This window comes from Paenibacillus sp. NPDC058898 (genome assembly GCF_049316025.1).
Taxonomy (GTDB): Bacteria; Bacillota; Bacilli; order Paenibacillales; family Paenibacillaceae; genus Paenibacillus_AQ.
Map to the genome: position 1 here is coordinate 152,322 of NZ_JBMOSM010000012.1, position 24,178 is coordinate 176,499.

Consider the following 24,178-nt stretch of genomic DNA (forward strand, 5'->3'; position numbering starts at 1 on the left):
GCTGATCAAGCAAAGAAGTGATGGTTTTTATAGGCAACCACGCAATAACAAGCGTCAAAATCTTTGTTCATTTTGTTGACAGACATATATTGGGTATGTATATTGTAGTTACCGACTATTTAGTCGGTAACTACAATGAGAGATGGGTGCATGTCATGGAAAAAAAATATGGCCTTCAACCGCCGATACCATTCAGCTTCAAATCTGTAGCAGGGTTCATCGTTATTTTTATTATTTGGCAAGGCGGCACTTTATTATGGTTAAATCTTGTTAATGCTTTGATTCCCGCTACTCGCTCAGGATTACCTAGTTTAATCACACTTTATTTGTCTTTTTTATTCCTTATTCTCGGCATCTTCCTTGTCACCAAATATTTCTTCAAAATTCGTTTTAGAACATTTTTGTTTGAAGGTAAAAGGCCCGATTTCCGAAAGTTTGCGATTTATTTCTTGTGGTATTTTATGGCGCTTATTTTGTATTTGCTTGTCGATATCGTCGTGCATCCTCAAGCTTTTACGCTTCATTTTGACCCGCTTCCATGGTTGGGTGTACTCATTGTTACCGCTCCTTTGATTTTGGTTCAAAGTGCTGCTGAAGAGATTTTGTTCCGAGGTTATATGTACCGTATGTTTAGATCATTAAGAGGCGGTGTATTCTGGTCCATTTTCATCACTTCCCTAATTTTTGCTCTGATCCATGGTTTTAACCCCGAAATGCTAAACTACGGGATTTTTGGACCGTTGTATTACCTGCTGGGGGCATTCTTTCTGGGAATCGTTGCCTACCACACCAATGGTCTGGCTGCTCCCATCGGGATCCATTTTGCCACGAACATTTTTAATACATCCATTTGGGGGTATGGGTCTTCGACATTGGAAAACATGGGGCTGCAAAGCATGGTATACCGCCACACGCTAGATATGCCGTTTGCATTCTTTGGGATTTTTGCTATCGTTATCTCATATGGTGCTTTTCAATTTTTCAAGTATAAAAGGAACCGTTCATAAGGTTCCGGGAGGAGCTTTATGACCAGAAGACGATTGCCGGCAGAAGAAGCAAAAACGATTATATTGAACCATGCCAAGTTATTATTTATTGAAAAAGGTTATGATCGAGCTACAATGGACGACTTATGTGCATCGACACAGATGAGTAAAGGCAATTTGTATCATCATTTTAAAAATAAAGAGGTACTCTTTCTCCAATTGCTTACCCAGCATGCCGAAGACATGTCACAAAAGTGGCTTCGTTCGGCCGAGCAATCCACGTCTCCCAGCGAACAGTTGCTTGAAATGGCTGATTTATTCGGACGAGATTGTGAAAGTCCCTTAATCCAAGCACTCGAAGAGTATGCTAAAACACTTTCAAGCGAATCCGAAGCATTGGCTACATTGAGAGAGATCACAGAAGTAGCCTATCGTGCGATTAGACAAGTGCTGCAAAAAGGGATCGAGCAAGGCGTTTTTATTAATGAAGATATCGAAACGTTGAGTTTCGGCGTGATGTCCACATTAGCTGGAGCAACGCAGCTCTGCCTAACGATGCCAAAATTAAGCGGGGATGAATATGCAGCCCTGCATGTCAATGCGATCAAGCTGCTTTTAAAGGGAATATCGATGAATGATCCCAACTGAAAAAAGAGAACACACTTGCTGAAAAATATTCATTGCTCGGACAATCGATGGTCGATAGATGTGCATCGTAGGCTTTCTTTACCCAGGCGATCCGCTAGGCACTCCCCGAGCTGGGACTCGGTTATATAACGCTTGAAATCCCGGCTTACACGTCGTAAAGCCATCGCCATGGAGGAGTCCCAAAGCTTCATGAGCGGGCAGAAATCAGCGGAAGAATGCTCATCTCGCAAGAAGACTGTAGAATCCCAGTTTATGATACAACAAAACTTCATGCCGAATCTCGTCCTGTTTCTGGCCTCGGCCGATTCGAGTTATTCGATCGGGTCGGAATTGGTCATATGATGGGGGCCTGGGTGCTCCGTAAGAAGCGGATGGATGGCGCGGGTCGTCTCTCGGGGTAGTAAAAGACCCGGGGGCGGCCTTTTCATTTTACGGGAAAAACAAGGTTGACAGAAGGTCCTTGGGGTGTTAATTTATTGGTAAATAAATAAACGAGGTGCGATATGGCCAGACTTAAAGATCAGGACATCGGTTCCTCCAATCGCAAGGATCAGATTTTGGACGCCGCCGCGACGCTGTTCGCGAACAACGGCTTCTACAAGACGACGACGGCGATGGTGGCTGCCGAAGTCGGCGTTACCCAGCCGTATGTGTTTCATTTTTTCAAAACCAAAGAAGAGCTGTACTTGGCGGTGTTGGATCGGGCGTTCCACCGATTGATCGAAGCGTTTGGCGCCGTCGAGGGGCCGCCGGAGCAGTTGGCCGACCGGATGGGGAACGCCTTCAACGAACTGATGGAAACGCACCGAGACGAAATCTTATTGTGCGTGCAGTCGTTCGCTACGCCGGAAGCCGACGTTCGGGAGTACGTGCGCAAGCAGTTCGAGATGATTCACGGCACCGTCACGAAACGATTCGCCGATGCTGGAATCCCGGGCCCTGCCCAGCAAGCGAGTTTGTTCTTCGCCTGCGGAATGGTGATCACGTTATCAGAAGTGCTGGCGCTTCCGCAGTTTGGAAATCTAGGAGGCTCGGATTGCGATAGGTAAGGCGATTACAGGAGAATGCTTCTAGAAATACATCGTACGGCGTCAAGCCGGCTGCCAGTCTCCCGTTGCAAGTACCGACTGCGCCGAACGGCATCAAGCACACCGTACGAATCTTCAACGCTCAGACAATCCGCTTTTTTTACGCCGAACGGTCGGCGTTCTTTTTTGGACATTAATTTATTTATCTATAAATAATAAAAAGGAGTGTACTGGAAAATGATGTCTGCCACAGATCGAATCCGAATGATGGTCATTACCTGCATTACGATGTTCATGGCCATGCTGGATAATTTGGTCATCGGAGTAGCACTGCCGTCCATTCAATTGTCGCTGCATGCGAGCATGTCCGACCTGCAGTGGTTCCTCAACGCTTACACACTGGCGTTCGGGGTGCTGCTTATCCCGTTCAGCACACTGGGAGAGCGTTTCGGCCGCAAGCGCATGTTTCTGACCGGCGTTGTCTTGTTCACGCTGGGTTCGCTCGCGTCGGCGTTTAGCGACAGCTCGATTCAGCTGATATTGGCCCGCGCCTTGCAAGGCGTCGGCGCCGCTGGAATCATGCCGATTAGCCTAACGCTGGTGAATGCCGCGTTCCCACCCGAGAAGAGAGCGGCCGCGATCGGCATCTGGTCCGGCATCTCCGGTCTAGGGCTGTCCATCGGTCCGCTGGTCGGTGGCGTGATTATCGAAGGGGCGCCGTGGGAAGCGATCTTCTGGATCAACGTTCCGATCGGCGCGCTGGCGCTGCTGTTCGGCTTGCGCTGGCTGAAGGAGTCGAAGGGGGAGCGCAAGCCGATCGATCCGTTCGGCATTATACTGCTTGGCGCCGGCTTGTTCGGCTTGATCTTTGGCATGGTCCGCGGCAATGAGGAAGGCTGGGGCGCCTTCAGCGTCTGGGCATCGATGGCAGGCGGCGCGTTGCTGCTACTCGTCTTCTATGTGTGGGAGCGAAGACGCGTGCAGCCAATCGTGCAGATCAAGCTTTTTCGGGATAGGAATTACAGCGGGTATTTGTTGGCCGGGTTCTGGCTGAACGCCGGCATCTTCGGAGCGATCTTCCTGCTTACTTTGTTCCTGCAGCAAGCCCAAGGCTATACGGCTCTCGGCGCCGGTATCCGGGAGATGGTTTGGACCGCCTGCACGATGATCGCTGCACCGCTGGCGGGCTTGCTCGCAGGAAGGTTCGGCTCGAAGCGTGTGCTGCTGCTCGGCTTGTTCCTGCAGGCCGCGGCATTGGCCGGATTCGCCGTGATCATCCTTGGCCAGGGAGCGATCTTTCCGTTCGGGTACATGGTTCCGTTCATGATTGCGGCCGGCGCCGGCATGGGTCTCAGCTTCACTCCGCTCTCGCACGGGCTTCTCAGCTCGGTGTCGGAAGAAGCGGCAGGTGAAGCGAGCGGTCTGAGCAACATGGCCCGCGAGCTGGGCGGCGTGTTCGGCATCGCCATCGGCGGCCTCGTTTTCGCTAGCGGCGGCACCATTGCCACTCCGGACGACTTCGGCCATCACCTAGTGCCAACCCTCTTCGTGTTCACCGCGATGCTCGCCGTCGGCTTTCTGCTCGTCGCCATCCTCGTGCGAGGCGCCCGGAAGGTGGCAGAGTCTCCGAGCGAACCCGGTTCTCCCGCTGGAGCAATATTTTATCGCCCAGGTGAGAGAAGAGAGAGGAGTGGCAGTGTATGAATAGCCTGCAAGCCGGAGTAATGAACAAAATGACGAAGTTGGTGCAGCACACGAACTCAAATTGCTTCTGCTGCGAAAAGCAGCGAGATCCGGACGAAATGGCCCACAAGTTTGTTAAACGAAAAGAATGTCGGGATCTGCAAGCTTTGTATTACCAAAACTTCACAGGAGGGCGAAACTCAATTGAAAATTCAATCTATTGTTAGGAGAAATGCAGCTCTACCGTTTTTTCAAGGTGAGAAGTGGTTAGTGTATACCGGACTGCTCGGCTTTTTACTTGCAGGCATATGCGCGATCTGGGTCATGCTGTACGGAGGGCCCGTAGCCCCTCATGGCGATATTTCAAAAGCATTTTCATTCAATGCCGCACTCGGAATATTTTTATTGTCCACAGCAGCCATTCTTCCGTTTTCTGGTCTGGGAACGAAAAGAAAGGCATTCATACGCTGGTCTTACATCGCGCTTGCTCTCTTTTCTTATGTAGCAGAGACCATGCAAAATTTTCGCGGGATGAACCCGCGGTTCGTCAAGGATGGCACACCTTTTGACGTAGCGATCGGTTCAATTTTTACGGTAGTGGCACTTCTCTTCATCTTATATTATGTATTCATTGCGATCGCATTTTTCCGCAAACAGGCTCATTCTCTACAGCCTAAGCTGGTACTTGGCATCCGCTATGCGATGATTGCGGTCATGTTATCGTTTGCGGCAGGCATTTGGATTTCAATCGAAGGAATCATCGGGAAACACGGAAGCATGATGTGGCTGCATGGTCTTGGTTTTCACGCACTACAAGTAGTACCTTTTGTTGCTTGGTTATCGGAACAAAAAAGACATGTACCCGCTGCCCGCCGATTTATCCATTTAACAGGTATCGCCTACTTGCTTGGATTAGTAGCAATCGGCTGGCAAACGTATCTCGGCCGCGCCGTTTTGGAAATGTCCGTATTTCCCATTCTCGCCGCCTGTTGTTTCTTGATCGCCTTCATTCCAGTCGTGTTACTACTGAGCAAAAAGGAAATTCGCCATACTTCCGTGATTCAGAACTAATTGATTATAAACTGCTCTGATTCCGATTCATCCGGATCATCATCATCAAACTCTTCTGACAATTCGAGCCAGCCGTCATCAAGCCGATCGCTTTAGATTTGGTTAAACGATAACGCGATAACCGGGGTTGCCTCCCTTGAAACAGATGTACATGGAGTGAAAATTATAGACGCTAAGATCGATCTATGAGTGACTCTGGAATGAACAAGCAGCTTATGGCATCGAATATAGAGGCCTATCGCCCACCTCGTATCAGGAGGGCATAGTCTAACGGTAAAGCGCATTATGGCTCGACTATTATAAGGAGGAATAAATCTTGACTGACAGAAAACCGGCAAAACGCTTGATCTATATCGGACTTCCGTTGATAGTGGTAATTCTGGTCGGAGCCGCGCTTATCACTTATTTTTGGCAGATGCGGCTTCAGAAGCCGCAAGAGATCAACATGGCTCACCATCAGATGTCGGCCGGCAGGACAGATATGGCGGGAATGGCCCACATGGAGCATATGGGAAGCATGGAGGTATTCTCTTCCGAAGATGGAGCGGTGTCTTGCGCCTCAATCACAGCCCAGGAATCATCGGAATCGACTCGCAAGTTCGATCTGACGGGAACTTGGACGAAATTGAGGCTGGACAACGGTAAAACCGTCGATGCCTTCACCTTAAACGGTACAACCCCGGGTCCCGAGCTTCGCGTGACGGAGGGTGATCGGGTTATCGTTACACTCCATAACAATGACATTGAGGACGGCATTACGATTCATTGGCACGGTATCGAGGTTCCGTGCTCTCAGGATGGTGTTGCGGGAGTAACGCAAGATACCGTGCGGCCGGGGGGACAGTTTACGTATACGTTTATCGCGACGACCCCGGGCACGTTCTGGTACCACTCCCACCAGATGAGCTCGATTCAGGTAAGCAAGGGGCTTCTGGGCGCGCTGATCGTCGAACCCAAGAAACGATTCGAGTCCGATACCTCAACATCAGAGGCGACGGCGCTCTATCAGCAGTTGGATTCTTCCATGTTGTTGAACGGAAGCACGAGAGGGCTGGCGGTCCCGGGCAAACCAGGCGAACATGTCAGGCTAAGGCTGATCAATTCGGGCAATGAAACGATGGAATTCAACGTCGATGGAGCTCCTTACCGGATCGTGGCGATGGATGGCCACGATTTGAATGAACCCGGGCTGCTTGAAGGAACAATTGTTCCGATAGGAGCGGGCCAGCGGTATGATCTGCTCATCACAGTTCCGGAGTCCGGCCAAGTCGTCGTTAGCGGCCCTGCTTCAAAGAGCTTGCCGATTACGATAGGCAGCGGAAGCCAGCCGCAGTATTCGGAAGGCGGAAAGCTGCTCTCGTTCGTCGATTACGGTACCCCACTACCTAACGATCGTGTCCTGCAAGTCAAGCCCGATCGGCATTTCGATCTTAAGCTCGGGCAAAACCTATTCGTTAAGTCGATAAACGGAAAATCCTTTCACGAAATTCCTCCGATGACCGTGCAGGAGGGAGATCAAGTTCTCATCACAGTCTCCAACGAAGGCGGAGGCGACCATCCCTTCCACTTGCACGGGCATACGTTCCGCGTATTAAGCCGGAACGGCGTTGCCTTGCAGGGCAGCCCGGTGTATCTGGATACGCTCCTAACGAAGGAGGGCGAGACCTACGAGCTGTACCTGGATGCCAACAATCCGGGTCTCTGGATGGTGCATTGCCACAATCTCAGGCATGCTTCGATGGGCATGAGCATGATGTTGAATTACGAAGGCGTGACGACGCCATATCGAGTGGGAACCAAATCAGGAAATCTTCCCGATCTATAAGTAGTGAGCCATCACAAAGAAGCTCAAACTCGTGACGAAAGAAACGAAGACATCCATTAATTGCCGAATCGACATCATCTCGGCAGCATTTTTAACCATATATGTTCTTGTCATAAACGTAAGATAAGAACATATATGGTTAACCGTAACTGATATGTGTTATCAATTACGCACATTGCCTGAGATGGAGGGAGCGAAGTATGATACGGTTCAACGAAATTCACTGGTAATACATATGTTCATACTTAAATTATGTATAATAAAGGTAGGAAAAAATGAAGTGTTTATGATGGAGATTGTATTATGACAAAAAACGACTCTACCAATTTCGTTTTACATGCAAAAAGTGACCAGTTATACTGGGATGGAATTGGTCAACAGTCCATAAAAACATTCTCAAATGGTAAAGCCCATTATAAGACTAATAAAGGCTTTTTTGCCGTTGAAGAGAGTAGATACCTACTCCTCAATGAAGGTTCATACACAATTTCAATTGATGAAATTGAGCATGTGGAGTCTTTTTGTGTTTTCTTTAAAGACGGGTTTGCAGCCGAAGTCTTTCATTCTTTCAAAAAAACAAATGATTGTCTTCTAAGCGATCCGTTTAAGGATACAAGTCCTATTGGCTTTTTTGAAAAAACCTACCATAAAAATAATACTCTATCCTCTCAACTAGAAACTTTTAAACAGATATTCCCTAGTCTTGAAATTGATTCGGTTGGTTATGAGGAACAATTTCATAAGATTATGCATTCTATTTTAAATGAACACTTTAATACATACAAAGAAATTGAATCATTAAATGCAATTCGTCGTTCTACACGTGAGGAGTTATATAGAAGGGTAAGTATAGGACATGATTATATTAGATCATATTTCGATAAATCTTTAAAACTAGATGAAGTTGCTAGGGTTGCTTGTTTGTCACCTAACCATTTATTAAGAACTTACTCCCAAATATACGGTAGAACACCCCATCAGCATATTTCAGAATTTAGAATACAAAAAGCAAAGCAACTATTATCAGAAATAGATAATAGTATGACCGATATAACCTTTAAACTTGGATTTCAAAACCCTGTATCCTTTAGCAAAATGTTTAAGCAACATGTTGGTATATCTCCTAAAGAATATCGAAAACAGGTGATATTGGATAAGAAATATTAGGGGGAATTATTTATTCTTATATTGATAAGATATTTGAAAGGAGAAATTGTATTATGGAAACTAAAATGATTCAGAAAGTCGGACAAATTGGTGTGCCAGTTAAAGACTTAAATAGAGCACTTGATTTTTATAAAGAGACACTAGGTCTCTCTCTATTATTTAACACGGATGGTATGGCATTCTTTGAATGCGATGGGTTGCGGCTCATGTTAACACTTCCAGATAAAGAGGAGTTCGCCCAATCAAGTTCAGTTATTTATTTTCAGGTAAAGAATATTGAAGATACTTATGAACGTTTAGTCGGTAAAGAAGTTACTTTTATCGACGAACCACATGTTGTAGCGAAAATGGGACAAACAGAAACATGGATGGTATTTTTTAAAGATACAGAAGATAACACTCATGCATTAATGAGTGAAGTCCAAGTTTAAGAAAACCAAAAGGAGACCGTCTAAACAACATGGACGGTCTTGTCTGAGTCTGTAAAATAGTCCCCACCTAGCGATCAGATGGAGACTATTTTACACTTACTTGGCGAAACCCTTCTGCTTTGCGCCAATGGCGGTCGCACCTATCCGAAGCCCGGACCGCCGCTGTTGTGCCGACCACGGTGGCGAGTTAGTCCGTGTGTGCGACTGCGCTTATTTCAATCAATTGCTCAGGGGATGCAAGATATGTCACGCCGATGAGACTGCCAGCCGGCCGGTGTTGTCCCACGTATTCCTTGAACAGCCGGATGACCGGCTCGGAATGTTCTTGAGCGTTTGTCAAATAGATCTCCACATAAGCGAGGTTCGATCTCGTGACATCAAATCCCGCCAGCACGCGATCAAGATTTTCCAGCGTTTGCCGGGTCTGTGCCTCGATATCGCCTTCGCCAACGAACGTGCCCTCCGTGTCGTGGGAGAATTGTCCCGAAATGTAGATAGTTCCGTTTACGGAGTAACCCTGGGTGATGCCGTGATCCCAAAGACTGTGATTATAGCTTTTGACATTCGTCATTTTTTTCTCTCCTTTACTTAAAGTAAAGTTAGTATAGAATGAAAGAATATAAAAGAACAGTACGCACTTTATTGATAGGTACTATCAAAAAGGATAGTGTAAAGTAGAGATACCAGGTTTTATCTCAGGCAATAATTTATGATTTTAATTACGCATTTTGTTCACTCTCCTGATGATTTAACCCTAAAAACATTGTGATTAAGTTCATTTCTTTTGTGAGAAGTACTTTTCCAAGCGCATGTTTTATGCTTGACGTAATGAAACGTAATAGTTATTATAGATCTGTAAAGTCCTTAATTGAGGTGATGTTGAATGAAGTACTCCAAGGCTACCGATTATGCCCTCCATACGATGCTCTTTCTTACTGCGGCGACGCCCCAAAAACCAATAGGTGTACAGCAGTTGGCGGAGCGACAAAGTGTCTCTCCAACCTATTTGTCCAAAATACTGACCAAGTTGGTGAAGGCGGGCATGATTGAATCGATAACGGGGGTGAATGGCGGCTATCGACTCAAACGAAATTGGGAAAATATTTCGTTCCTAGATATTATTCATGCGATTGAAGGTTCGGCTTCCTTGTTCGATTGCAGTTTCGAACATGGACCAGGATGCCCGATTCAAAAGGTGGTGTTATCGGCAGAAGAGAAGATGGAAGAACAGTTGAGAAATCAGAAAATGTCGGATCTTGTGCGGGAACATAATATAGTCATATGACACTTCTTTTTTTTTAAGCCAATTAGTGACAACAAGTGTCTTTAAAATCTACAATATCGATTTATAACTAACCGGGGTGGCTGTCCTACATGAACCGCAATTTGGATCAAGAAGCGGCCGTGCCGCCGGATGTGTCTGCCGATCGCATCATGAAACTTGTGATGGACCCAAAGGCGTACCTTGGCGAACAGCCGATCTTTCTGGATTATGAAGGACGAGAGTGACCCTGGCAAACGAGAAGGAGAGGAGACTATGAATATGAAAGCAATTGCGCTTGGACAATACGAGGGAGCGAAATATCATCCTTTTACGAATATTGATCACGAATTACAAACCATATTTGAACCTATGGACGTTGAATGTACGGATGATTATGCCGTGCTTCAGGAGGATAAGCTGGAGGGCTATGATCTGTTCATATCGTACACGGATTTTTCGGATCTGGAGATACCCGAAGATCAGGTACAAGCGCTCATATCCTATGTGAGAAACGGCGGGGGGCTGCTAGCTATCCACAACGGCATCTCGCTGCAGCAAAGCCAAGAGCTGGAAAAGTTAATCGGCGGCAGGGTTACGGGACATCCGGAATATACGTCACTGCCAATTCGATATAATCATGGGAGTCACCCAATTGTGGAGAACTTAAGCGATTTCACGGTAGATGAAGAACCGTTTCGGTTCGAGCTGAGTCCGCATGAATCGGCGGTTATACTTGCCGAATATGTGCATGATGACCAGCGGTGGCCTGCTGCGTGGGCACATACATATGGCTCTGGTCGCGTGGTATATCTGATGCCAGGACATCATCTTCCATCTTTCCAGGTGGAATCCGTGCGTAAGCTGATTCGGAATAGCGGAATGTGGGCTGCCCGGGGTGCGAAGAGTGAGTGATTCGACATCCTAATTTTAGGATAACGTGCATCGCTATTAACGGCGGTATTTTTTTAGTGCGCTACGTATGGCGATTAACTAGGTGGCGAAATCCGCAATTTAACCCATACGTAGCTTGTTATCAAAAGGAGAGTGAGAAGATGGATGTATTCAAAAGCCAGTATGATTTGATTAAGCGTACAAGGGAATCATTATTTCGTTACTGCGAAACTATGTCCCCCACAGATTATGTTAAAGAAGTTGAAGCCCTAGGCGGAGTTTCTATTCGCAGTCTGCATGTTCATGTAACTGATTGTTATCGGGTATGGTTGGGGAGTCGTGGCCTTGGCAAATCACTTCCAAAATTAAAACCAGAATCCGTTGACAATGTGCAGAAAATGCGTGAAGTTTTTAAGAAAACAGATGACCTGGTTTATGAATTTCTAAATGAATTTAAAAACAAATGGGATCCTGCCGTTGAAGCATCCTGGCAGAGTGGCAGCGTAGAGTTAACCGAATTATGGCTATTTACGCACACCATCACGCACGAATTTCATCATAGAGGACAAATTGTAAAAATAGGCAGGCAACTCGGGTATATCCCACCGAAAATGAACCTCGCTAAACCTTAGTGATTTCATGGAGTACTTTCGGAAATGAAATCGAAATAAAATATTACTTTTAAGATGCCCGATTCAAAAGGTGGTGTTATCGGCAGAAGAAGAGATGGAAGAACAGTCGAGAAATCAGAAAATGACTGATCTTGTGTGAGAACTGAATATAGTTACATAACAAGCAATTCTTTTTTTAACTAATTAAAGACAACTAGTATCTTTAAAGTCTATAATATTGGATTATTACGAGGAGAGTGGAGAATATGCAAGCAGCGACGCCAGAAGCACAGCATAATGCGGTGCAAAAATATAAAGTTATTCCGATCATGGTTTCCTTACTATTAAGCGGTTTTATTGGGATGTTTAACGAGACGGCTTTAAACGTAGTGCTCAGCGATTTAATCAACCAGTTTCATATCACCGCCGCAACGGCCCAATGGCTGACGACGGGTTACTTACTGACCCTCGGCATATTGGTTCCGGTATCCGGGTTGTTTCTCCAATGGTTTTCAACCAGACAATTGTTCACGGCTTCGCTCCTATTTGCTTTACTCGGCACAGCGGTGGCGACCGCGGCCCAGGGATTTGAGTTGCTCATGATTGCACGGGTTATTCAAGCTGCGGGCGTAGCGCTCATCCTGCCGCTGATGTTTTACACAGTGATGGTCATTGTTCCACCTGAGAGGAGGGGGACGACCTACGGGTTGATCGGGCTTGTTCTTGTGGTTGCTCCTGCTGTCGGACCAACCCTTTCCGGTCTGTTGATCGAGCAGCTTAGCTGGAACTGGATTTTCGGATTGTCTCTTCCCGTATTGGCGTTTTCTCTTCTGTTTGGAATGCGATATATGCAAAATATATCGACGATTACTAAGCCGAAAATAGATATCTATTCGCTTATCCTATCCACGCTTGGCTTCGGCGGAATTGTATTTGCTTTTAGTAGCGCCGGGGAAGGGGAAGGAGGACTAGGATCACCCAAGGTCGTGATTCCGTTGATTGTCGGCATATTGGCGCTATTGATATTTGCGGTACGGCAATTGCGAATGAAGCAGCCTATGATGGATTTGAGGGCATTCAAACAGCCTATGTTTACGGTTGGCACTGTTATGCTTATGATTGCCGTAATGGTGATGATGGCAGCCATGATTATGTTGCCCTTGTATTTGATCAGAGGCCTCGGCCTTAACGCTTTTTCGGCCGGACTTGTTTTGTTGACCGGGGGGGTTGTGAATGCGATCATGCAACCGATTATGGGCAGAGTATTCGATAAATTTGGGCCGAGATGGGTTGTTCCCGCTGGTATGGCCTTGATATCCGTAGTGCTCTGGTTTCTCTCAGGAGTTACGACAACGACGGCCATAACCCAAATCATTGTGCTTCATACCTTCTTGATGATCGGGATCTCCATGGTCTGGATGCCTTCACAGGCGAATGCTCTGAACCAATTGCCTCCTTCACTTTACCCGCACGGTAGCGCAATTATGAATACGGTCCAACAGGTGGCGGGTGCGATCGGCACAGCGGTTGCGGTAAGTATCATGTCTGTGGGCATGAGCAGCTTTCTGAAGCAAACGGCAGACCAGGCGGACCCAACTAACGCCGCGCTTGCTTTGACAGCAGGTATACAACATGTTTTTGATATTGCTATTGTTGTTGCGATTGTAGGTTTCGTCTTCTCTCTTTTCATGAAGCGTGTTCACATATCGGAGCAGAAATAATCCTCAATATTTGAAATTTGAAAATCAACCAGCGCGGCCAGCAGTTTAGCGGCACGGAACCGATCACGTACAGAAATGTCACCTTCATAAATGATGACACATTATTGTATTACATTTTATTGTAGTCGATCATATGATATAAAAAACCTCCGAGATCCCTGGTAAGGGAATCCCGGAGGTTTGTGTATTTGGAGAGGTTTTTATAGATCGTCAAAACCGTTGTCGTCGCCAACTTTGCCGTAGTTACGGGATTTAGCTTCGAAGAAGTCGGTCTTCGTCGCGTTAAGGGCTTCATCGGAGAAAGGCTTGATCCATGGCATGCAGTTAACGTCCACACCTTCGTAAGCTTTTTCCAGACCCATCATGGTGATGCGACGGTTCGCGATGTACTTGATGTAATCGCCCAATTCGTTCAGATCGATGCCGCGCACATTGCTGAGCGTGTAGTGGGCCCAATTGGTTTCGAGCTCGACGGCACGGTCAATGGTGCGGTACAGGTAGTCGATGTTCTCTTTGGAGTTCAGCTCAGGGAAATCCTTGAGCAGCTGCTTGAACACTTCGGCGAAGAAGTAGCAGTGCTGGTTCTCATCACGCTGAATATAGGAGATCATCTGGCTGGTTGCCATCATCTTCTGGTCACGGGCCAGGTTGTAGAAGAAGGCAAACGTACTGTAGAAGAAGATTCCTTCTAGGATCAGGTCCGCGACCATCGCTTCGAAGAAGGATTGCGGCGATGGATTGTCACGGAAGTTCTGATAAATGTTCGAGATGAACTGGTTGCGTTCCAGAAGTACCGGGTCATGTTTCCAGTATTCGAAGATGTCCTTCTGCTCTTGCTCCGATACGATGGAGGATAGCACGTAGGAATAGGATTGGTTGTGAACCACCTCTTGCTGACCGATGATGGCCGAGATGGCTTCGAGCGACGAATCGGTGAAGTAACGCTTCACGTCGCCGACAAACATCGTCTGCATGGAATCCAGAACAGCGAGCAGGGAGATGTTGATCTTGAAGGTGCGCTGCTCTTCAGGGTCCAGGCGCGGGAACTGCTGCGCATCCTTGGACATCGGAATCTCGTCCGCGATCCAGTGGTTCAGCAGCAGGACTTTGTACAGCTTATACATATGAGGCATCCGAATGTCGTTCCAGTTCAAGATCCCGGAGCATTCACCTTCAATGACGCGAGTGGAGCGGTTGGGTGCTTCGGTATTAAATATCTTTTGCATTTGCATGCCGATTTTCTCTCCTTGTATATCATAGTAGGGCGGAAGGTTGAAGGGACCTGCTTGCCTATTCGAGGGACGGGTATCCACTCTCCAGCCGCTGTTGTCCGCCCTTTGCTTGAATGTATTTTTAAGGTTGCAAAGGGCTCCCAAAGGCGGACGTAAACTCTTCCGATTGGATACCCTTACCCTTGTAGCCTTTTATTAGAAAGCATATTCACTCCTGCTCAGCGGGAACACCCGCATGCAGCCGTTCGTTGCTTGTAGTGAACCAAGCTTCCAGCGATTCCCAAGGGGAGAGCGATCCCAGCAGGTAGTAACTCACCAATCGCACGAAGTAACTCAATGGTCCCTATTCCCAAAGGGAGAGCGATCCCAGCAGGCAGTAACTCACCAATCGCACGCAGTAACTCAATGGTCTGGTCCCTGCGCCGCATGAGAAGCGATTCCCAAGGGGAGAGCGATTCCAGCAGGCAGTAACTCACCAATCGCACGCAGTAACTCAATGGTCTGGTCCCTGCGCCGCATGAGAAGCGATTCCCAAGGGGAGAGCGATCCCAGCAGGCGGTAACTCACTAATCGCACGAAGTAACTCAATGGTCCCTGCGCCGCATGAGAAGCGATTCCCAAGGGGAGAGCGATCCCAGCAGGCAGTAACTCACCAATCGCACGCAGTAACTCATTAGCTTCCGCACTAAATTCCAGCGTTCCCGAAGGGAGAAAGCGCTCCTAGCCACTAAAGTAACGTAGAAGCGCCTCATTCAGAACCTAAGCACCTTGCGGGTGTCCAGAGGGCAGAGCCCTTGGGGCCCTCCCTTGGAAGGGAGGGTTTGGGTGGGTTCGAAATTAAAGGTTAGCTTGCACACGATTCGCACTCTTCAATCGTCAGCGCACGGCTGCGTACATAATAAGTGGACTTGATGCCGGCTTTCCAGGCATGCAGGTGCAGCTCCAGGAATTCCGAAGCCCGGATATCAGGGCGGACATACAGGTTAAAGCTTTGCGCTTGGTCAACGTGACGCTGACGGGCGGCAGCCATTTTGATGGACCAATGCTGGTCGATCAAGAAAGCCGTTTTATAGTACCAGATCGTTTTTTCGGACAGATCCGGAGCCGGGTTAGCCACTTTGTAAGTGGTTTTTTCTTCATAAGACAGAAGTTCGTACAATGGATCGATGCTCGCTGTGGAACCCGCGATGATCGATGTGGAGCCGTTCGGCGCGATAGCAAACAGCCATGCGTTACGGACCCCGCTTTCTTGTACTTCTTGCTGCAATTCGCGCCATTGTTCGGTGGTTACGAACTTGCCTTCATGCTCGCCGTCGGTGTAACCGCGGAACGTGAAGTACTCGCCGCTCTCCCAGTCGGAGCCTTTGAATTTCGGATAGTGGCCTTTTTCCTTGGCCAACTCCATGCTGGATTTAACGAGCAGGTAGTTGATGTGCTCATACAGGTTGTCGTTATATGCAACGGCTTCGTCGGATTCCCAGCGGATGCCTTCCAGCGCCAGCAAGTGATGCAGACCGAAGGTGCCGAGACCGACCGCACGGTATTGGCTGTTGGTATATTGAGCTTGCAGAACTTCAATATTGTTAATGTCGATAACGTTATCCAGCATGCGAACCTGGATCGGAACGAGACGCTCCAGCACACCAGCAGGTACAGCACGAGCCAAGTGGATGGAGTTCAGGTTGCAGACAACGAAATCGCCAGGGATTTTGGAAATTACGATCCGGGTTTGGCCGTCTTTCGTAACCAGTTCCTCTTGCTCAACAACTGTCGGAGATTGGTTCTGCATGATCTCGGTGCACAGGTTGGAAGAGTAGATCATGCCATGCGCAGAGTTCGGGTTCGCACGGTTGACCGTGTCGCGGTAGAACATGTACGGTGTACCCGTTTCAAGCTGGGATTTCATGATGCGCTTCATAATGTCGATAGCCTGTACCGTAATGCGCGGCAGCAGCGGGCTCGCCACGGCTTCAGCATACTTTTGACGGAATTCGCCTTCGCCTTGTCCTTGATCATAGAAGTCTTCCAGGCCCAGCGGACGGCCGTTCTCGTCTTTCCAGCCCATGATTTTCTTCACTTCATGTGGACAGAAGAGGCTCCACTCTTCACGTGCTTCTACAGCTTCCATGAACAGGTCAGGCAGACATACGCCGTGGAACACGTCATGTGCTCTCATGCGCTCGTCACCGTTGTTCAGCTTCAGATCCAGGAAGGACAGAATGTCTTTGTGGAACACATCCAGGTAAACCGCGATAGCGCCTTTACGAGTTCCCAATTGGTCAACGCTAACAGCGGTGTTGTTCAACTGGCGAATCCAAGGGATAACGCCGGAGCTGGTGTTTTTGTGACCGCGAATGTCAGAGCCGCGTGCACGAACTTTACCGAGGTAAACCCCGATGCCGCCGCCCATTTTGCTGAGACGGGCGATATCCGTATTGGAATCGAAGATTCCTTCCAGGGAGTCGTCCACGGTATCGATGAAGCAGCTGGAAAGCTGGCCGGCTACTTTTTTACCTGCGTTAGACATGGTCGGCGTAGCGGCCGTCATATACAGGTTACTCATGGCCCAGTAGGCTTCTTTGACAAGGTCAAGACGCTTGTCAGCTGGCTCGTTGTGCATGAGGAACATCGCGATGACCATGTACCGTTCTTGCGGAAGTTCCATGACGCGACCGTCAAAGTCGTTTGCCAGGTAACGCTCAGCCAGTGTCAACAGCCCGATGTAATCAAACAGCAGGTCGCGGCTTGGATCGATGCATTCGCCGAGTTCTTCGATTTGTTCTTTGGTGTAGCTGGTCAGAAGATCCTCGCGATAAATGCCTTTCTGTACAAGCTCTGTAATGAGCGGGTAGAAGGCACCGTATGGTTCTTCCGGGTATGCTTTGTATCGGCGGTTGGTGGCCGCTTTTTTATATAAAGAGGTCAGAAACGAACGCGCAGCTGCAAACTTCCAATCCGGCTCCTCTTTGGTTACAAGCTCAAGGGCGGACATCGTGAAGGCGTTGCTGATTTCTTCGCCGGTAACTTGCTCACCGCGCAATTTGGCATTGACGCCGCGAAGCAGGCGCTCTTTATCGAGCATGTCCAATCCTTTTAGAGTCCGGTCGGCATAGACGGAGAGACGAATTTCATCAAAGGCGAGCTGACGGTTGTTCGGTTTAACTACGAGCTGGGGCATGAATAAATTCCTCGCTTTCTTCGGGGGAAATATGAAAAAGGACATCAAAAAAACATTTTCTAAAACCCGCGGGCAGGCTTGAAAATGTCCGTGCGCTGTGATTCGAAAATGACGTTTGCCATAAGCCCATGAATGGGCATGATGTTATGTACAGACGCAAGCTTAACGAACACTTACCTAAAACCCCGTAGGTTGGTGTCTGCTGCATATAGGCAGGTCTCCTGACTTGAGCTACTTTCCTCAGCATTGCCTCCCCTGAGACCTTGATCCGGTTCCTCGGTGGCATATGTCGTATGTGGATGGCTGATAGATCATAAACAGCCTTAGGCCCTTACAGTGGCGGGACCGTGATGGATTTACACCATGCTTCCCTATTAAGCCGGACTGCCTTATAGGTTGATCCGGCACCTACATACACTATATTTGGTTGTTGTTAATCTAATTTAACCCAATATATTGTGTTTGTAAACTATATTCTTAAAATTGAACGCAAAAAGAATTATAGCAAACGAGCGGACATTGTGCCAGTTAAGAAACTGCCAAAAGGCCATAACATTTCCTGAATTGTGACCAAATGCGACCTTTTCTGCGCAGATACCACGTATATTATCGTTTTGACAAAATAGGATATATTCGTACGGAGAAACGAGGAAGATACACCATATCTTGTATGAAGTTACAGACAGACGGACTTTGATATGGAGGGTCAGAATTGATATGATAACTGTATCCGGGAGTTTAACGCATTCGGAAGCATTCCATATTAATGAGATGCAACGAGGGAGGTATTCAAGATGGCTATAGCGGAGGTAACGGTGATTCCGATCGGAACCGCAACAACGAGCTTGAGTTCTTATGTTGCCGAGATGCAGCGTATATTGAAACAACAGGATGGAATATCCTATGAGCTAACTTCGATGAGCACCATCATCGAGGGAGAGCTTAACATGATCTGGCGGGCGATTGAGGCTTTGCATGAAGCGCCTTTTCTGTCCGGTGCGAAGCGCGTATCGACTTCCGTGAAGATCGACGACCGCAGGGATCAAGTCTCCTCGAGCAAACAGAAGATCCAGTCCGTGCAGGAGAAATTAGGCGGGTAATGCCGCCAGTTACGGAGGATATTTCCGTAAGAATAGGACTTGCATTTTGCTGCTGAAGTATTATAATAATTTTTGTTGTTTCGTGAGGAATATCATCGAACCACATTTGCTGGTGTAGCTCAGGGGTAGAGCAACGCACTCGTAATGCGTAGGTCGGGGGTTCAATTCCCTTCACCAGCATCTTTACAAAGTCAATAATGGCGCGGTTTTCCGAGTTTTTTCGGAATCGCGCCATTTTAGTTTAATAACCTACACTTCTAACATTTTTCTAACCTTTAGTCGAGTAAAGTGGGTTTTTAGTCCTCGATTTGGTTCCCTAAGATTGAGTCACCGATTGTATTAAAAACAGCTTCTTGTAAGTTGGGTAGTACGTGGGAATACGTATCTAAGGTTACATTAATAGAAGAATGGCCTAGACGTTCCTGAACGATTTTATGGTGTATACCTGCTTTTAGAAGAAGTGTAGCGTGGGTATGGCGGAGATTATGAAATCGAATCCTCGGAAATTCCGGGTGTTCCTTAATAATGCTGTCAAGAATGCTATAAAACAAATAAATTCTACACAGATTAGGGTTTGGTCGTTCAAACAAGCGTGGGCACCCCTCTTGGACCGCGAAACCTCATGAGGAATTACTACTCTCTATCCGCTGTTTTTCAAAATGGTCATGAAGCATTTGTACAGTGTTTGCAAACAGAGCGATTGATCGAATGCTGCTATCATTTTTTGTATCATCAAAGTCATGTCCAACCTCAGCAATTGTATATGCCTGTCTTACAGATATGCTTCTGATGTTTAAGTCTGCATCAATACGTCTTAAAGCAAGGATCTCACTCTGCCTCATGCCGGTAGATGCCGCGAGCTCGAAAGCGACGTAATACTGATTATGAGCTGCTGTATCCAAGAAAATTTTTAGTTGTTTTTCATTCCACACTTCAAACTTTGCCTTTTTCCCTTGGGGAAGATCGACTGATCTTGCTACGTTTTGGACTATCTCACCCCAGGTCACGGCTCGATCTAAAGCGTCCATGATGATTACATGGGCCTTTTTAATGGATCCGACTGCTAATTTGGTAATAACGTTCTATGATAAAAATCGTGGAAGTGCTTGGGTTTTAATTTTGTCATCTGCACCTTTCACTAGCTTAAGCTAGTGGGGTTCTTTTTTGTCTCCAAGAAGTATATTCGCCCTGACATTCCATGAAATTTTGAATACTTTGTATCGTACTAAAAAAGGGGAGGGGACAACATGAGCGAAGTCGGTTATGAAAGAACTGGGGGATACGGAGTTAATAATTCAGTCGGGGCAATTCTTGTTCTCTTTATTTTGTTGGTAATCATTACAAGTGCCTTCGTATAAGACTCCCCGAATAACAAAGACCCTACCTGCAAATCCTGGTGGGGTTCTTTCACATAAACGAAATTTTAATTAATAGTTGAGTTCCGTTAATACTGGCGTTCGCAACATCCCCGATTTGAACCAGTTTCTATATTTCACCCGCCCCTGGATCATCGGGTTCAAATAAACGAATTTTTTATCCTCACCTGTGACAAGGAATTGACTCTTCGAATAAAACTCTTTCCTGGTTGCCTTTGTAACATATTCGACAATCCCAGCCGACCGAAGACCACCAGACTCATTCTGAACCGCGGCAAGTAATCCGAATTCGTTTTTTCGATACCCGGTTATGATCACGTTAGTATACGACCAATTAATAACCTTCTGCCAGGCTGGTGATCGGCTGCTTACATATAGACTATTCTTTCGTTTGCCGACCATCCCTTCAAGTTTTCGGTTCACCATCTGTTCAAATAAAGCTTCGCCTGCGCCTTCCACGAAGGGAATGACGCCAAATTGCTGATTTGGCATTTTTATGCCGGCAAGGATCTCTTTGCGCTGCAGCAGTGGCATCTTCCGAAGGTCTTGCCCTTTGTATTGCAATATGTCGAACACAACAAACGTAACTGGAGAAGATATGGTCAGCTGCTTGATGCATTGGTCCTTACTTGCTTTAAACCTGACCATAACTTCCTCAAAGTCCACGCCGTCGGGACCGGCACATGCTACTTCACCATCCAGAAGGATGTCATCATCAAACGGAACCAAGAGTTCAGGGTATTGTTGTGTACATTCCGTCTCATGACGAGTATAAAGCCGGATCTGGCCGGACTGTTGGGAAAACAGGAGCCTGTGCCCGTCAATCTTTGGTTCGAATATATAGTGCGAATCTGAGAAAGGCTGTTGCGAGTAGCATCGGTTCAATAAACATGAAAAACACCTCGAAATAATTATAACGTTCAAGGATATGCTGATCAGGCGGTAAGTTATGTCATAACAGATAGCGGCGCTGATTTTTGGGCTCAATACTTAAGTATAACGAAATAGGATATCCCTAAATAAAACGCCTATTTTTTATCTGGAATGGTTCCGGTTTGTTTGATACAAGTTATTCGTCCACCCCCATGGTGTGCATTTGACATATAGATATGACTATACACACAGTTATAAAGTCTAAGAGAAGGTGGCGAAAATGAAGGGTGGCTGCTAAACGAAAGTATAAATGTTTAAAGGCAAAAAGAAAGTACAAATGTTTAAAGGCAAAAAGAAAATACAAATGTACCAAAAGAATTAAAAAAACAGTTTTTCTTAAGAAACTCCTTTGTAAAAGGTGCATATCAAAGTGGTGTTTATTAAATAGAAGAAAGCAAAATCTTCAAGCTCTAATTAACCAGAAAGCCTTACAAGCTGCAATACAGGAAGCTAAATCCAAAATGAAAGCTGAGTTAGCTAAATTGTGTGAAATGCAGAAATCCCTAAGCCAGCCAGGTATTCAAGAGATTTCAGGTCCGCAAGGCCCACAAGGACCACAAGGAGAAAGAGGGCTTGATGGATCACAAGGTCCTCAAGGACCGCCAGGGCAACAAGGACCACAAGGAGAAAGAGGGCTTGATGGATCACAGGGTCCTCAAGGACCGCCAGGGCAACAAGGACCACAAGGAGAAAGAGGGCTTGATGGATCACAAGGTCCTCAAGGCCCACAAGGACCACAAGGCCCTCCTGGAGAAGTAGTCATTCCTGAAGTTGCTGTCACTACTGCAATTAACCGTTATTTTTATGAACCAGAAACAGATCTGGATCTAACTATGTCAGCTATGATTCCAGCCGGTCAATTCACGAACGATATGGGAGCCCCCGTGGTGGAATTCTCGGCCCTTGGCCCAAACAGCTTTAACAATCTTTATATAAATGGAATTCTTCAGCTCAGTAACTCGTACGATGTAAATTCGCTCTGCTTATTTTTTCCAGCCCAAAGTAGCACAATCTATGCAGGTACTCCGATCGTTTTAGAAACAGTAGAGTTAACGGCTAATGTTATTGTCTAACAATTTTTGGTAATATGCCTGCGCAATCTCTGAACTCTTGCATTAAATGTATAAGAGGATCAGGCATGCTTTCAAAGATTTCAGCTTGAGTTTCAGCATGATCCTCAACAAAGAAGGGAGGCGATGAAAATGCCAATAGTACCACCGTATCAAAACAGTAGAAGATTCACTTCTACAGTTGGTGCTGGAACGGGAACAGGAGCAACATTCGCAATTGCAGCCACAGCGTTTACTAATGATGCAGGAACAGCTGCCACTGTATTTCCGAGTACGTTCAACTATTACAACCTTTATGTGAATGGTATAATGCAAACGGCTGATGTTTCTTCTGTTACAACAACGACGATTACCATCCCTGGCGGAGATGCGTTAGATCCCGGAACACCTCTTATAGTTCAATTCGTTGTCTCTTAAATGTTGGTATATTTGCTCTTATCCAAAAGCCCTGCTCTGTTTTTAAAGGAGCAGGGCTTTTTCTAAATACAAAAGGGGATGATCTTCCCAGATAGTGCTTTCTGAAACAAAATGCACTATTACATTGTGGCTGTTCGATGAGTATGAAGATAGAGTTAACAGGTATTATCGTACTGATCCACTCGTTCAGACGAGAAATCAAATTGTCTTTAGCTGAAGGTGAAAAGCAATGGATAAAGATTGATAAAGTTGTTTCTGATCACTAGAAAATTGCCCGCTAGCATTTAGCTGACGGGCCTCAGTCTTCTAACAGAACTTCTAACAAATCTTCTAACGGCCAAGAAATACTTCAAGAACCTTAAACGGATCCAGGTCAAGAATGCTATAGTAATCCTCATGAGGTTTCGCGGTCCAAGAGGGGTACCCAAGATTGTTTGTACGACTAAACCCGAATCTGTGTAGAATTTATTTGTTTCTTTCTCTATCCGCTGTTTTTCAAAATGGTCTCGGAGCATTTGTACTGTGTTAGCAAATAGAGCTATTGATCGAATGCTGCTATCATTTTTTGTATCATCAAAGTCATGTCCAACCTCAGCAATTGTATATGCCTGTCTTACAGATATGCTCCTGATGTTTAGGTCTACATCAATTCGTCTTAAAGCAAGGATCTCACTGTGCCTCATGCCGGTAAACGCCGCGAGCTCGAAAGCCACATAATGGCGAAGCAGCTCGCCGTATTGATCAGGAGAATCTACATGCCGATAAGACGGCTAACGCCACGATTCTGATCGAAAAGCAACGTTGGGCATATCAGAGATATCAGTTTTATACTCATCAGCTTCGGAGAGCATTCAGCTTGAAAGGGAAATAAATACAGCGGCTAACTGAGATGTCAAAACCCCAGTTTGCCGCTATTTTAATTTTAAAGGTTCTATCCTTTATTTTACCTAGCAGACATGGCATCTGCTTTGGTTTCTTGAACCGTGCCATATGGATGCTCTGGAGGAGCATAGATCACGTATACTTTTAGTGGTACATTCCCCATATTGGTTACATTGTGCCATTTTCCAGCCGGTATCATGATTGCATAGTCATCATAGGCCATTTCTTGAAAATCCAAGTTATCTTTACTATCACCCATTTGAACAAGTCCTTTACCTTGTTCAATTCGTATGAATTGATCAGTTGTAGGATGAACTTCTAAACCAATGTCATCTCCAACATTAATGCTCATTAGTGTCACTTGAAAGTGCTTTCCTGTCCATAAGGCGGTTCGGTAAGTATTGTTTTGTTTAGCTGCTTGATCAATATTCAACACAAGAGGCCTTTGTCCATAATCAGTTAATTTCATATTTTCATCATAACGATGCCAATTGTTGTTCCAACTCGAATAACGAAAATTCAAATTATCGCTCCAATTTTGGTTATTCCAGTAGTTATGCGCAGGATTATACCCTTGGTAAGGGTGGCATGGATAACGGTACATATTCAATCTCCTCTTCATGGTTTCGTAATTTTCTATCTATCCTATGCAGTAGCCTATATA

Annotated in this window: 27 protein-coding genes, 1 tRNA gene and 1 riboswitch; of the genes, 19 read left to right on the plus strand and 9 right to left on the minus strand. The window is 46.4% G+C overall.

What is annotated here, in order from left to right:
• The first annotated feature begins 155 nt into the window (after positions 1 to 155).
• The 9 genes from ACOZB4_RS26415 to ACOZB4_RS26455 all read left to right on the plus strand — a co-directional run bounded on the left by ACOZB4_RS26415 (position 156) and on the right by ACOZB4_RS26455 (position 8,839).
• Positions 156 to 1,007, plus strand: a complete 852-nt coding sequence (locus ACOZB4_RS26415; protein WP_379410699.1) for a CPBP family intramembrane glutamic endopeptidase — start codon at positions 156 to 158, stop codon at positions 1,005 to 1,007.
• A gap of 18 nt (positions 1,008 to 1,025) precedes the next feature.
• Positions 1,026 to 1,634: a TetR/AcrR family transcriptional regulator gene (locus ACOZB4_RS26420; protein WP_379410695.1), complete on the plus strand. Its 609-nt coding sequence runs from the start codon at positions 1,026 to 1,028 to the stop codon at positions 1,632 to 1,634.
• Between the two features lie 189 nt (positions 1,635 to 1,823).
• Positions 1,824 to 1,976, plus strand: coding sequence for a hypothetical protein (locus tag ACOZB4_RS26425; RefSeq protein ID WP_379410692.1), 153 nt, complete (start codon positions 1,824 to 1,826; stop codon positions 1,974 to 1,976).
• A gap of 161 nt (positions 1,977 to 2,137) precedes the next feature.
• Positions 2,138 to 2,683 carry a TetR/AcrR family transcriptional regulator gene (locus ACOZB4_RS26430; protein WP_379410689.1) on the plus strand — a complete coding sequence of 182 codons (546 nt, stop codon included), beginning with the start codon at positions 2,138 to 2,140 and terminating at the stop codon, positions 2,681 to 2,683.
• A gap of 243 nt (positions 2,684 to 2,926) precedes the next feature.
• Entirely contained in the window at positions 2,927 to 4,366 is a 1,440-nt protein-coding gene (locus ACOZB4_RS26435) for an MFS transporter (RefSeq protein ID WP_379410686.1), read from the plus strand.
• A 189-nt stretch (positions 4,367 to 4,555) separates the two neighbouring features.
• Positions 4,556 to 5,416, plus strand: a complete 861-nt coding sequence (locus ACOZB4_RS26440; protein ID WP_379411013.1) for a hypothetical protein — start codon at positions 4,556 to 4,558, stop codon at positions 5,414 to 5,416.
• Positions 5,417 to 5,732: 316 nt separating this feature from the next.
• The gene (locus tag ACOZB4_RS26445; protein WP_379410684.1) at positions 5,733 to 7,241 is read left to right on the plus strand and encodes a multicopper oxidase family protein; all 1,509 of its coding nucleotides are present in this window, start codon (positions 5,733 to 5,735) and stop codon (positions 7,239 to 7,241) included.
• Between the two features lie 303 nt (positions 7,242 to 7,544).
• Positions 7,545 to 8,408 (plus strand): AraC family transcriptional regulator, encoded by an 864-nt coding sequence (locus ACOZB4_RS26450; protein ID WP_379410681.1) that lies wholly within the window; start codon positions 7,545 to 7,547, stop codon positions 8,406 to 8,408.
• 53 nt (positions 8,409 to 8,461) lie between these two features.
• Positions 8,462 to 8,839, plus strand: a complete 378-nt coding sequence (locus ACOZB4_RS26455; RefSeq protein ID WP_379410677.1) for a VOC family protein — start codon at positions 8,462 to 8,464, stop codon at positions 8,837 to 8,839.
• A 187-nt stretch (positions 8,840 to 9,026) separates the two neighbouring features.
• On the opposite strand, the gene ACOZB4_RS26460 is transcribed toward ACOZB4_RS26455, so the two are convergent.
• Positions 9,027 to 9,410: a RidA family protein gene (locus ACOZB4_RS26460; RefSeq protein WP_379410675.1), complete on the minus strand. Its 384-nt coding sequence runs from the start codon at positions 9,408 to 9,410 to the stop codon at positions 9,027 to 9,029.
• 312 nt (positions 9,411 to 9,722) lie between these two features.
• Between ACOZB4_RS26460 and ACOZB4_RS26465 the strand changes: the two genes are divergently transcribed.
• The 5 genes from ACOZB4_RS26465 to ACOZB4_RS26485 all read left to right on the plus strand — a co-directional run bounded on the left by ACOZB4_RS26465 (position 9,723) and on the right by ACOZB4_RS26485 (position 13,326).
• Complete coding sequence (locus tag ACOZB4_RS26465) at positions 9,723 to 10,124, plus strand: Rrf2 family transcriptional regulator (RefSeq protein WP_076322244.1); 402 nt, start codon at positions 9,723 to 9,725, stop codon at positions 10,122 to 10,124.
• A gap of 89 nt (positions 10,125 to 10,213) precedes the next feature.
• Positions 10,214 to 10,348, plus strand: coding sequence for a hypothetical protein (locus tag ACOZB4_RS26470; RefSeq protein ID WP_379410668.1), 135 nt, complete (start codon positions 10,214 to 10,216; stop codon positions 10,346 to 10,348).
• A gap of 28 nt (positions 10,349 to 10,376) precedes the next feature.
• Positions 10,377 to 11,015 carry a ThuA domain-containing protein gene (locus ACOZB4_RS26475; protein WP_379410665.1) on the plus strand — a complete coding sequence of 213 codons (639 nt, stop codon included), beginning with the start codon at positions 10,377 to 10,379 and terminating at the stop codon, positions 11,013 to 11,015.
• Between the two features lie 140 nt (positions 11,016 to 11,155).
• Complete coding sequence (locus ACOZB4_RS26480; RefSeq protein ID WP_379410660.1) at positions 11,156 to 11,626, plus strand: DinB family protein; 471 nt, start codon at positions 11,156 to 11,158, stop codon at positions 11,624 to 11,626.
• Positions 11,627 to 11,871: 245 nt separating this feature from the next.
• Positions 11,872 to 13,326, plus strand: coding sequence for an MDR family MFS transporter (locus ACOZB4_RS26485; RefSeq protein WP_379410657.1), 1,455 nt, complete (start codon positions 11,872 to 11,874; stop codon positions 13,324 to 13,326).
• A 200-nt stretch (positions 13,327 to 13,526) separates the two neighbouring features.
• Here the strand turns inward: ACOZB4_RS26485 and ACOZB4_RS26490 are convergent, their stop codons facing one another.
• The 4 genes from ACOZB4_RS26490 to ACOZB4_RS26505 form a co-directional block, all read right to left on the minus strand.
• Positions 13,527 to 14,558 carry a ribonucleotide-diphosphate reductase subunit beta gene (locus ACOZB4_RS26490; protein ID WP_379410654.1) on the minus strand — a complete coding sequence of 344 codons (1,032 nt, stop codon included), beginning with the start codon at positions 14,556 to 14,558 and terminating at the stop codon, positions 13,527 to 13,529.
• A gap of 208 nt (positions 14,559 to 14,766) precedes the next feature.
• Complete coding sequence (locus tag ACOZB4_RS26495) at positions 14,767 to 14,895, minus strand: hypothetical protein (protein ID WP_379410651.1); 129 nt, start codon at positions 14,893 to 14,895, stop codon at positions 14,767 to 14,769.
• A gap of 65 nt (positions 14,896 to 14,960) precedes the next feature.
• Positions 14,961 to 15,179: a hypothetical protein gene (locus ACOZB4_RS26500; protein WP_422759697.1), complete on the minus strand. Its 219-nt coding sequence runs from the start codon at positions 15,177 to 15,179 to the stop codon at positions 14,961 to 14,963.
• 223 nt (positions 15,180 to 15,402) lie between these two features.
• On the minus strand, positions 15,403 to 17,736 hold the full coding sequence (locus tag ACOZB4_RS26505) for a ribonucleoside-diphosphate reductase subunit alpha (protein WP_098741781.1): 2,334 nt from the start codon (positions 17,734 to 17,736) through the stop codon (positions 15,403 to 15,405).
• A gap of 194 nt (positions 17,737 to 17,930) precedes the next feature.
• A riboswitch (cobalamin riboswitch) is annotated at positions 17,931 to 18,163 on the minus strand.
• A 367-nt stretch (positions 18,164 to 18,530) separates the two neighbouring features.
• Between ACOZB4_RS26505 and ACOZB4_RS26510 the strand changes: the two genes are divergently transcribed.
• Complete coding sequence (locus tag ACOZB4_RS26510; RefSeq protein ID WP_076322239.1) at positions 18,531 to 18,836, plus strand: MTH1187 family thiamine-binding protein; 306 nt, start codon at positions 18,531 to 18,533, stop codon at positions 18,834 to 18,836.
• A gap of 108 nt (positions 18,837 to 18,944) precedes the next feature.
• Positions 18,945 to 19,016, plus strand: a tRNA-Thr gene (locus ACOZB4_RS26515).
• 116 nt (positions 19,017 to 19,132) lie between these two features.
• On the opposite strand, the gene ACOZB4_RS26520 is transcribed toward ACOZB4_RS26515, so the two are convergent.
• On the minus strand, positions 19,133 to 19,426 hold the full coding sequence (locus ACOZB4_RS26520; RefSeq protein WP_422759698.1) for a tyrosine-type recombinase/integrase: 294 nt from the start codon (positions 19,424 to 19,426) through the stop codon (positions 19,133 to 19,135).
• Positions 19,427 to 19,456: 30 nt separating this feature from the next.
• Positions 19,457 to 19,864: a hypothetical protein gene (locus tag ACOZB4_RS26525; RefSeq protein WP_379410647.1), complete on the minus strand. Its 408-nt coding sequence runs from the start codon at positions 19,862 to 19,864 to the stop codon at positions 19,457 to 19,459.
• Positions 19,865 to 20,083: 219 nt separating this feature from the next.
• Between ACOZB4_RS26525 and ACOZB4_RS26530 the strand changes: the two genes are divergently transcribed.
• Complete coding sequence (locus ACOZB4_RS26530) at positions 20,084 to 20,194, plus strand: YjcZ family sporulation protein (RefSeq protein WP_379410644.1); 111 nt, start codon at positions 20,084 to 20,086, stop codon at positions 20,192 to 20,194.
• A 69-nt stretch (positions 20,195 to 20,263) separates the two neighbouring features.
• Here the strand turns inward: ACOZB4_RS26530 and ACOZB4_RS26535 are convergent, their stop codons facing one another.
• Entirely contained in the window at positions 20,264 to 21,199 is a 936-nt protein-coding gene (locus tag ACOZB4_RS26535) for an ATP-dependent DNA ligase (protein WP_422759699.1), read from the minus strand.
• A gap of 173 nt (positions 21,200 to 21,372) precedes the next feature.
• Here ACOZB4_RS26535 and ACOZB4_RS26540 point away from each other — a divergent pair, with 173 nt between their 5' ends.
• Together ACOZB4_RS26540 and ACOZB4_RS26545 are read left to right on the plus strand one after the other, a co-directional pair.
• Positions 21,373 to 22,218, plus strand: a complete 846-nt coding sequence (locus ACOZB4_RS26540) for a DUF4183 domain-containing protein (protein ID WP_422759700.1) — start codon at positions 21,373 to 21,375, stop codon at positions 22,216 to 22,218.
• Between the two features lie 129 nt (positions 22,219 to 22,347).
• Positions 22,348 to 22,632, plus strand: coding sequence for a DUF4183 domain-containing protein (locus ACOZB4_RS26545; RefSeq protein ID WP_379410635.1), 285 nt, complete (start codon positions 22,348 to 22,350; stop codon positions 22,630 to 22,632).
• 943 nt (positions 22,633 to 23,575) lie between these two features.
• Here ACOZB4_RS26545 and ACOZB4_RS26550 read toward each other — a convergent pair.
• Entirely contained in the window at positions 23,576 to 24,118 is a 543-nt protein-coding gene (locus ACOZB4_RS26550) for a cupin domain-containing protein (protein ID WP_379410631.1), read from the minus strand.
• Positions 24,119 to 24,178 lie beyond the last annotated feature (60 nt).

Coding starts and splice junctions, on each gene's coding strand:
- ACOZB4_RS26485 (WP_379410657.1), top strand. CDS start 11,872: ATGCAAGCAGCGACGCCAGAAGCACAGCATAATGCGGTGCAAAAATAT.
- ACOZB4_RS26480 (WP_379410660.1), top strand. CDS start 11,156: ATGGATGTATTCAAAAGCCAGTATGATTTGATTAAGCGTACAAGGGAA.
- ACOZB4_RS26505 (WP_098741781.1), bottom strand. CDS start 17,736: ATGCCCCAGCTCGTAGTTAAACCGAACAACCGTCAGCTCGCCTTTGAT.
- ACOZB4_RS26530 (WP_379410644.1), top strand. CDS start 20,084: ATGAGCGAAGTCGGTTATGAAAGAACTGGGGGATACGGAGTTAATAAT.
- ACOZB4_RS26545 (WP_379410635.1), top strand. CDS start 22,348: ATGCCAATAGTACCACCGTATCAAAACAGTAGAAGATTCACTTCTACA.
- ACOZB4_RS26490 (WP_379410654.1), bottom strand. CDS start 14,558: ATGCAAATGCAAAAGATATTTAATACCGAAGCACCCAACCGCTCCACT.
- ACOZB4_RS26430 (WP_379410689.1), top strand. CDS start 2,138: ATGGCCAGACTTAAAGATCAGGACATCGGTTCCTCCAATCGCAAGGAT.
- ACOZB4_RS26475 (WP_379410665.1), top strand. CDS start 10,377: ATGAATATGAAAGCAATTGCGCTTGGACAATACGAGGGAGCGAAATAT.
- ACOZB4_RS26510 (WP_076322239.1), top strand. CDS start 18,531: ATGGCTATAGCGGAGGTAACGGTGATTCCGATCGGAACCGCAACAACG.
- ACOZB4_RS26465 (WP_076322244.1), top strand. CDS start 9,723: ATGAAGTACTCCAAGGCTACCGATTATGCCCTCCATACGATGCTCTTT.
- ACOZB4_RS26425 (WP_379410692.1), top strand. CDS start 1,824: ATGAGCGGGCAGAAATCAGCGGAAGAATGCTCATCTCGCAAGAAGACT.
- ACOZB4_RS26450 (WP_379410681.1), top strand. CDS start 7,545: ATGACAAAAAACGACTCTACCAATTTCGTTTTACATGCAAAAAGTGAC.
- ACOZB4_RS26415 (WP_379410699.1), top strand. CDS start 156: ATGGAAAAAAAATATGGCCTTCAACCGCCGATACCATTCAGCTTCAAA.
- ACOZB4_RS26550 (WP_379410631.1), bottom strand. CDS start 24,118: ATGTACCGTTATCCATGCCACCCTTACCAAGGGTATAATCCTGCGCAT.
- ACOZB4_RS26470 (WP_379410668.1), top strand. CDS start 10,214: ATGAACCGCAATTTGGATCAAGAAGCGGCCGTGCCGCCGGATGTGTCT.
- ACOZB4_RS26455 (WP_379410677.1), top strand. CDS start 8,462: ATGGAAACTAAAATGATTCAGAAAGTCGGACAAATTGGTGTGCCAGTT.
- ACOZB4_RS26420 (WP_379410695.1), top strand. CDS start 1,026: ATGACCAGAAGACGATTGCCGGCAGAAGAAGCAAAAACGATTATATTG.
- ACOZB4_RS26460 (WP_379410675.1), bottom strand. CDS start 9,410: ATGACGAATGTCAAAAGCTATAATCACAGTCTTTGGGATCACGGCATC.
- ACOZB4_RS26435 (WP_379410686.1), top strand. CDS start 2,927: ATGATGGTCATTACCTGCATTACGATGTTCATGGCCATGCTGGATAAT.
- ACOZB4_RS26525 (WP_379410647.1), bottom strand. CDS start 19,864: ATGGACGCTTTAGATCGAGCCGTGACCTGGGGTGAGATAGTCCAAAAC.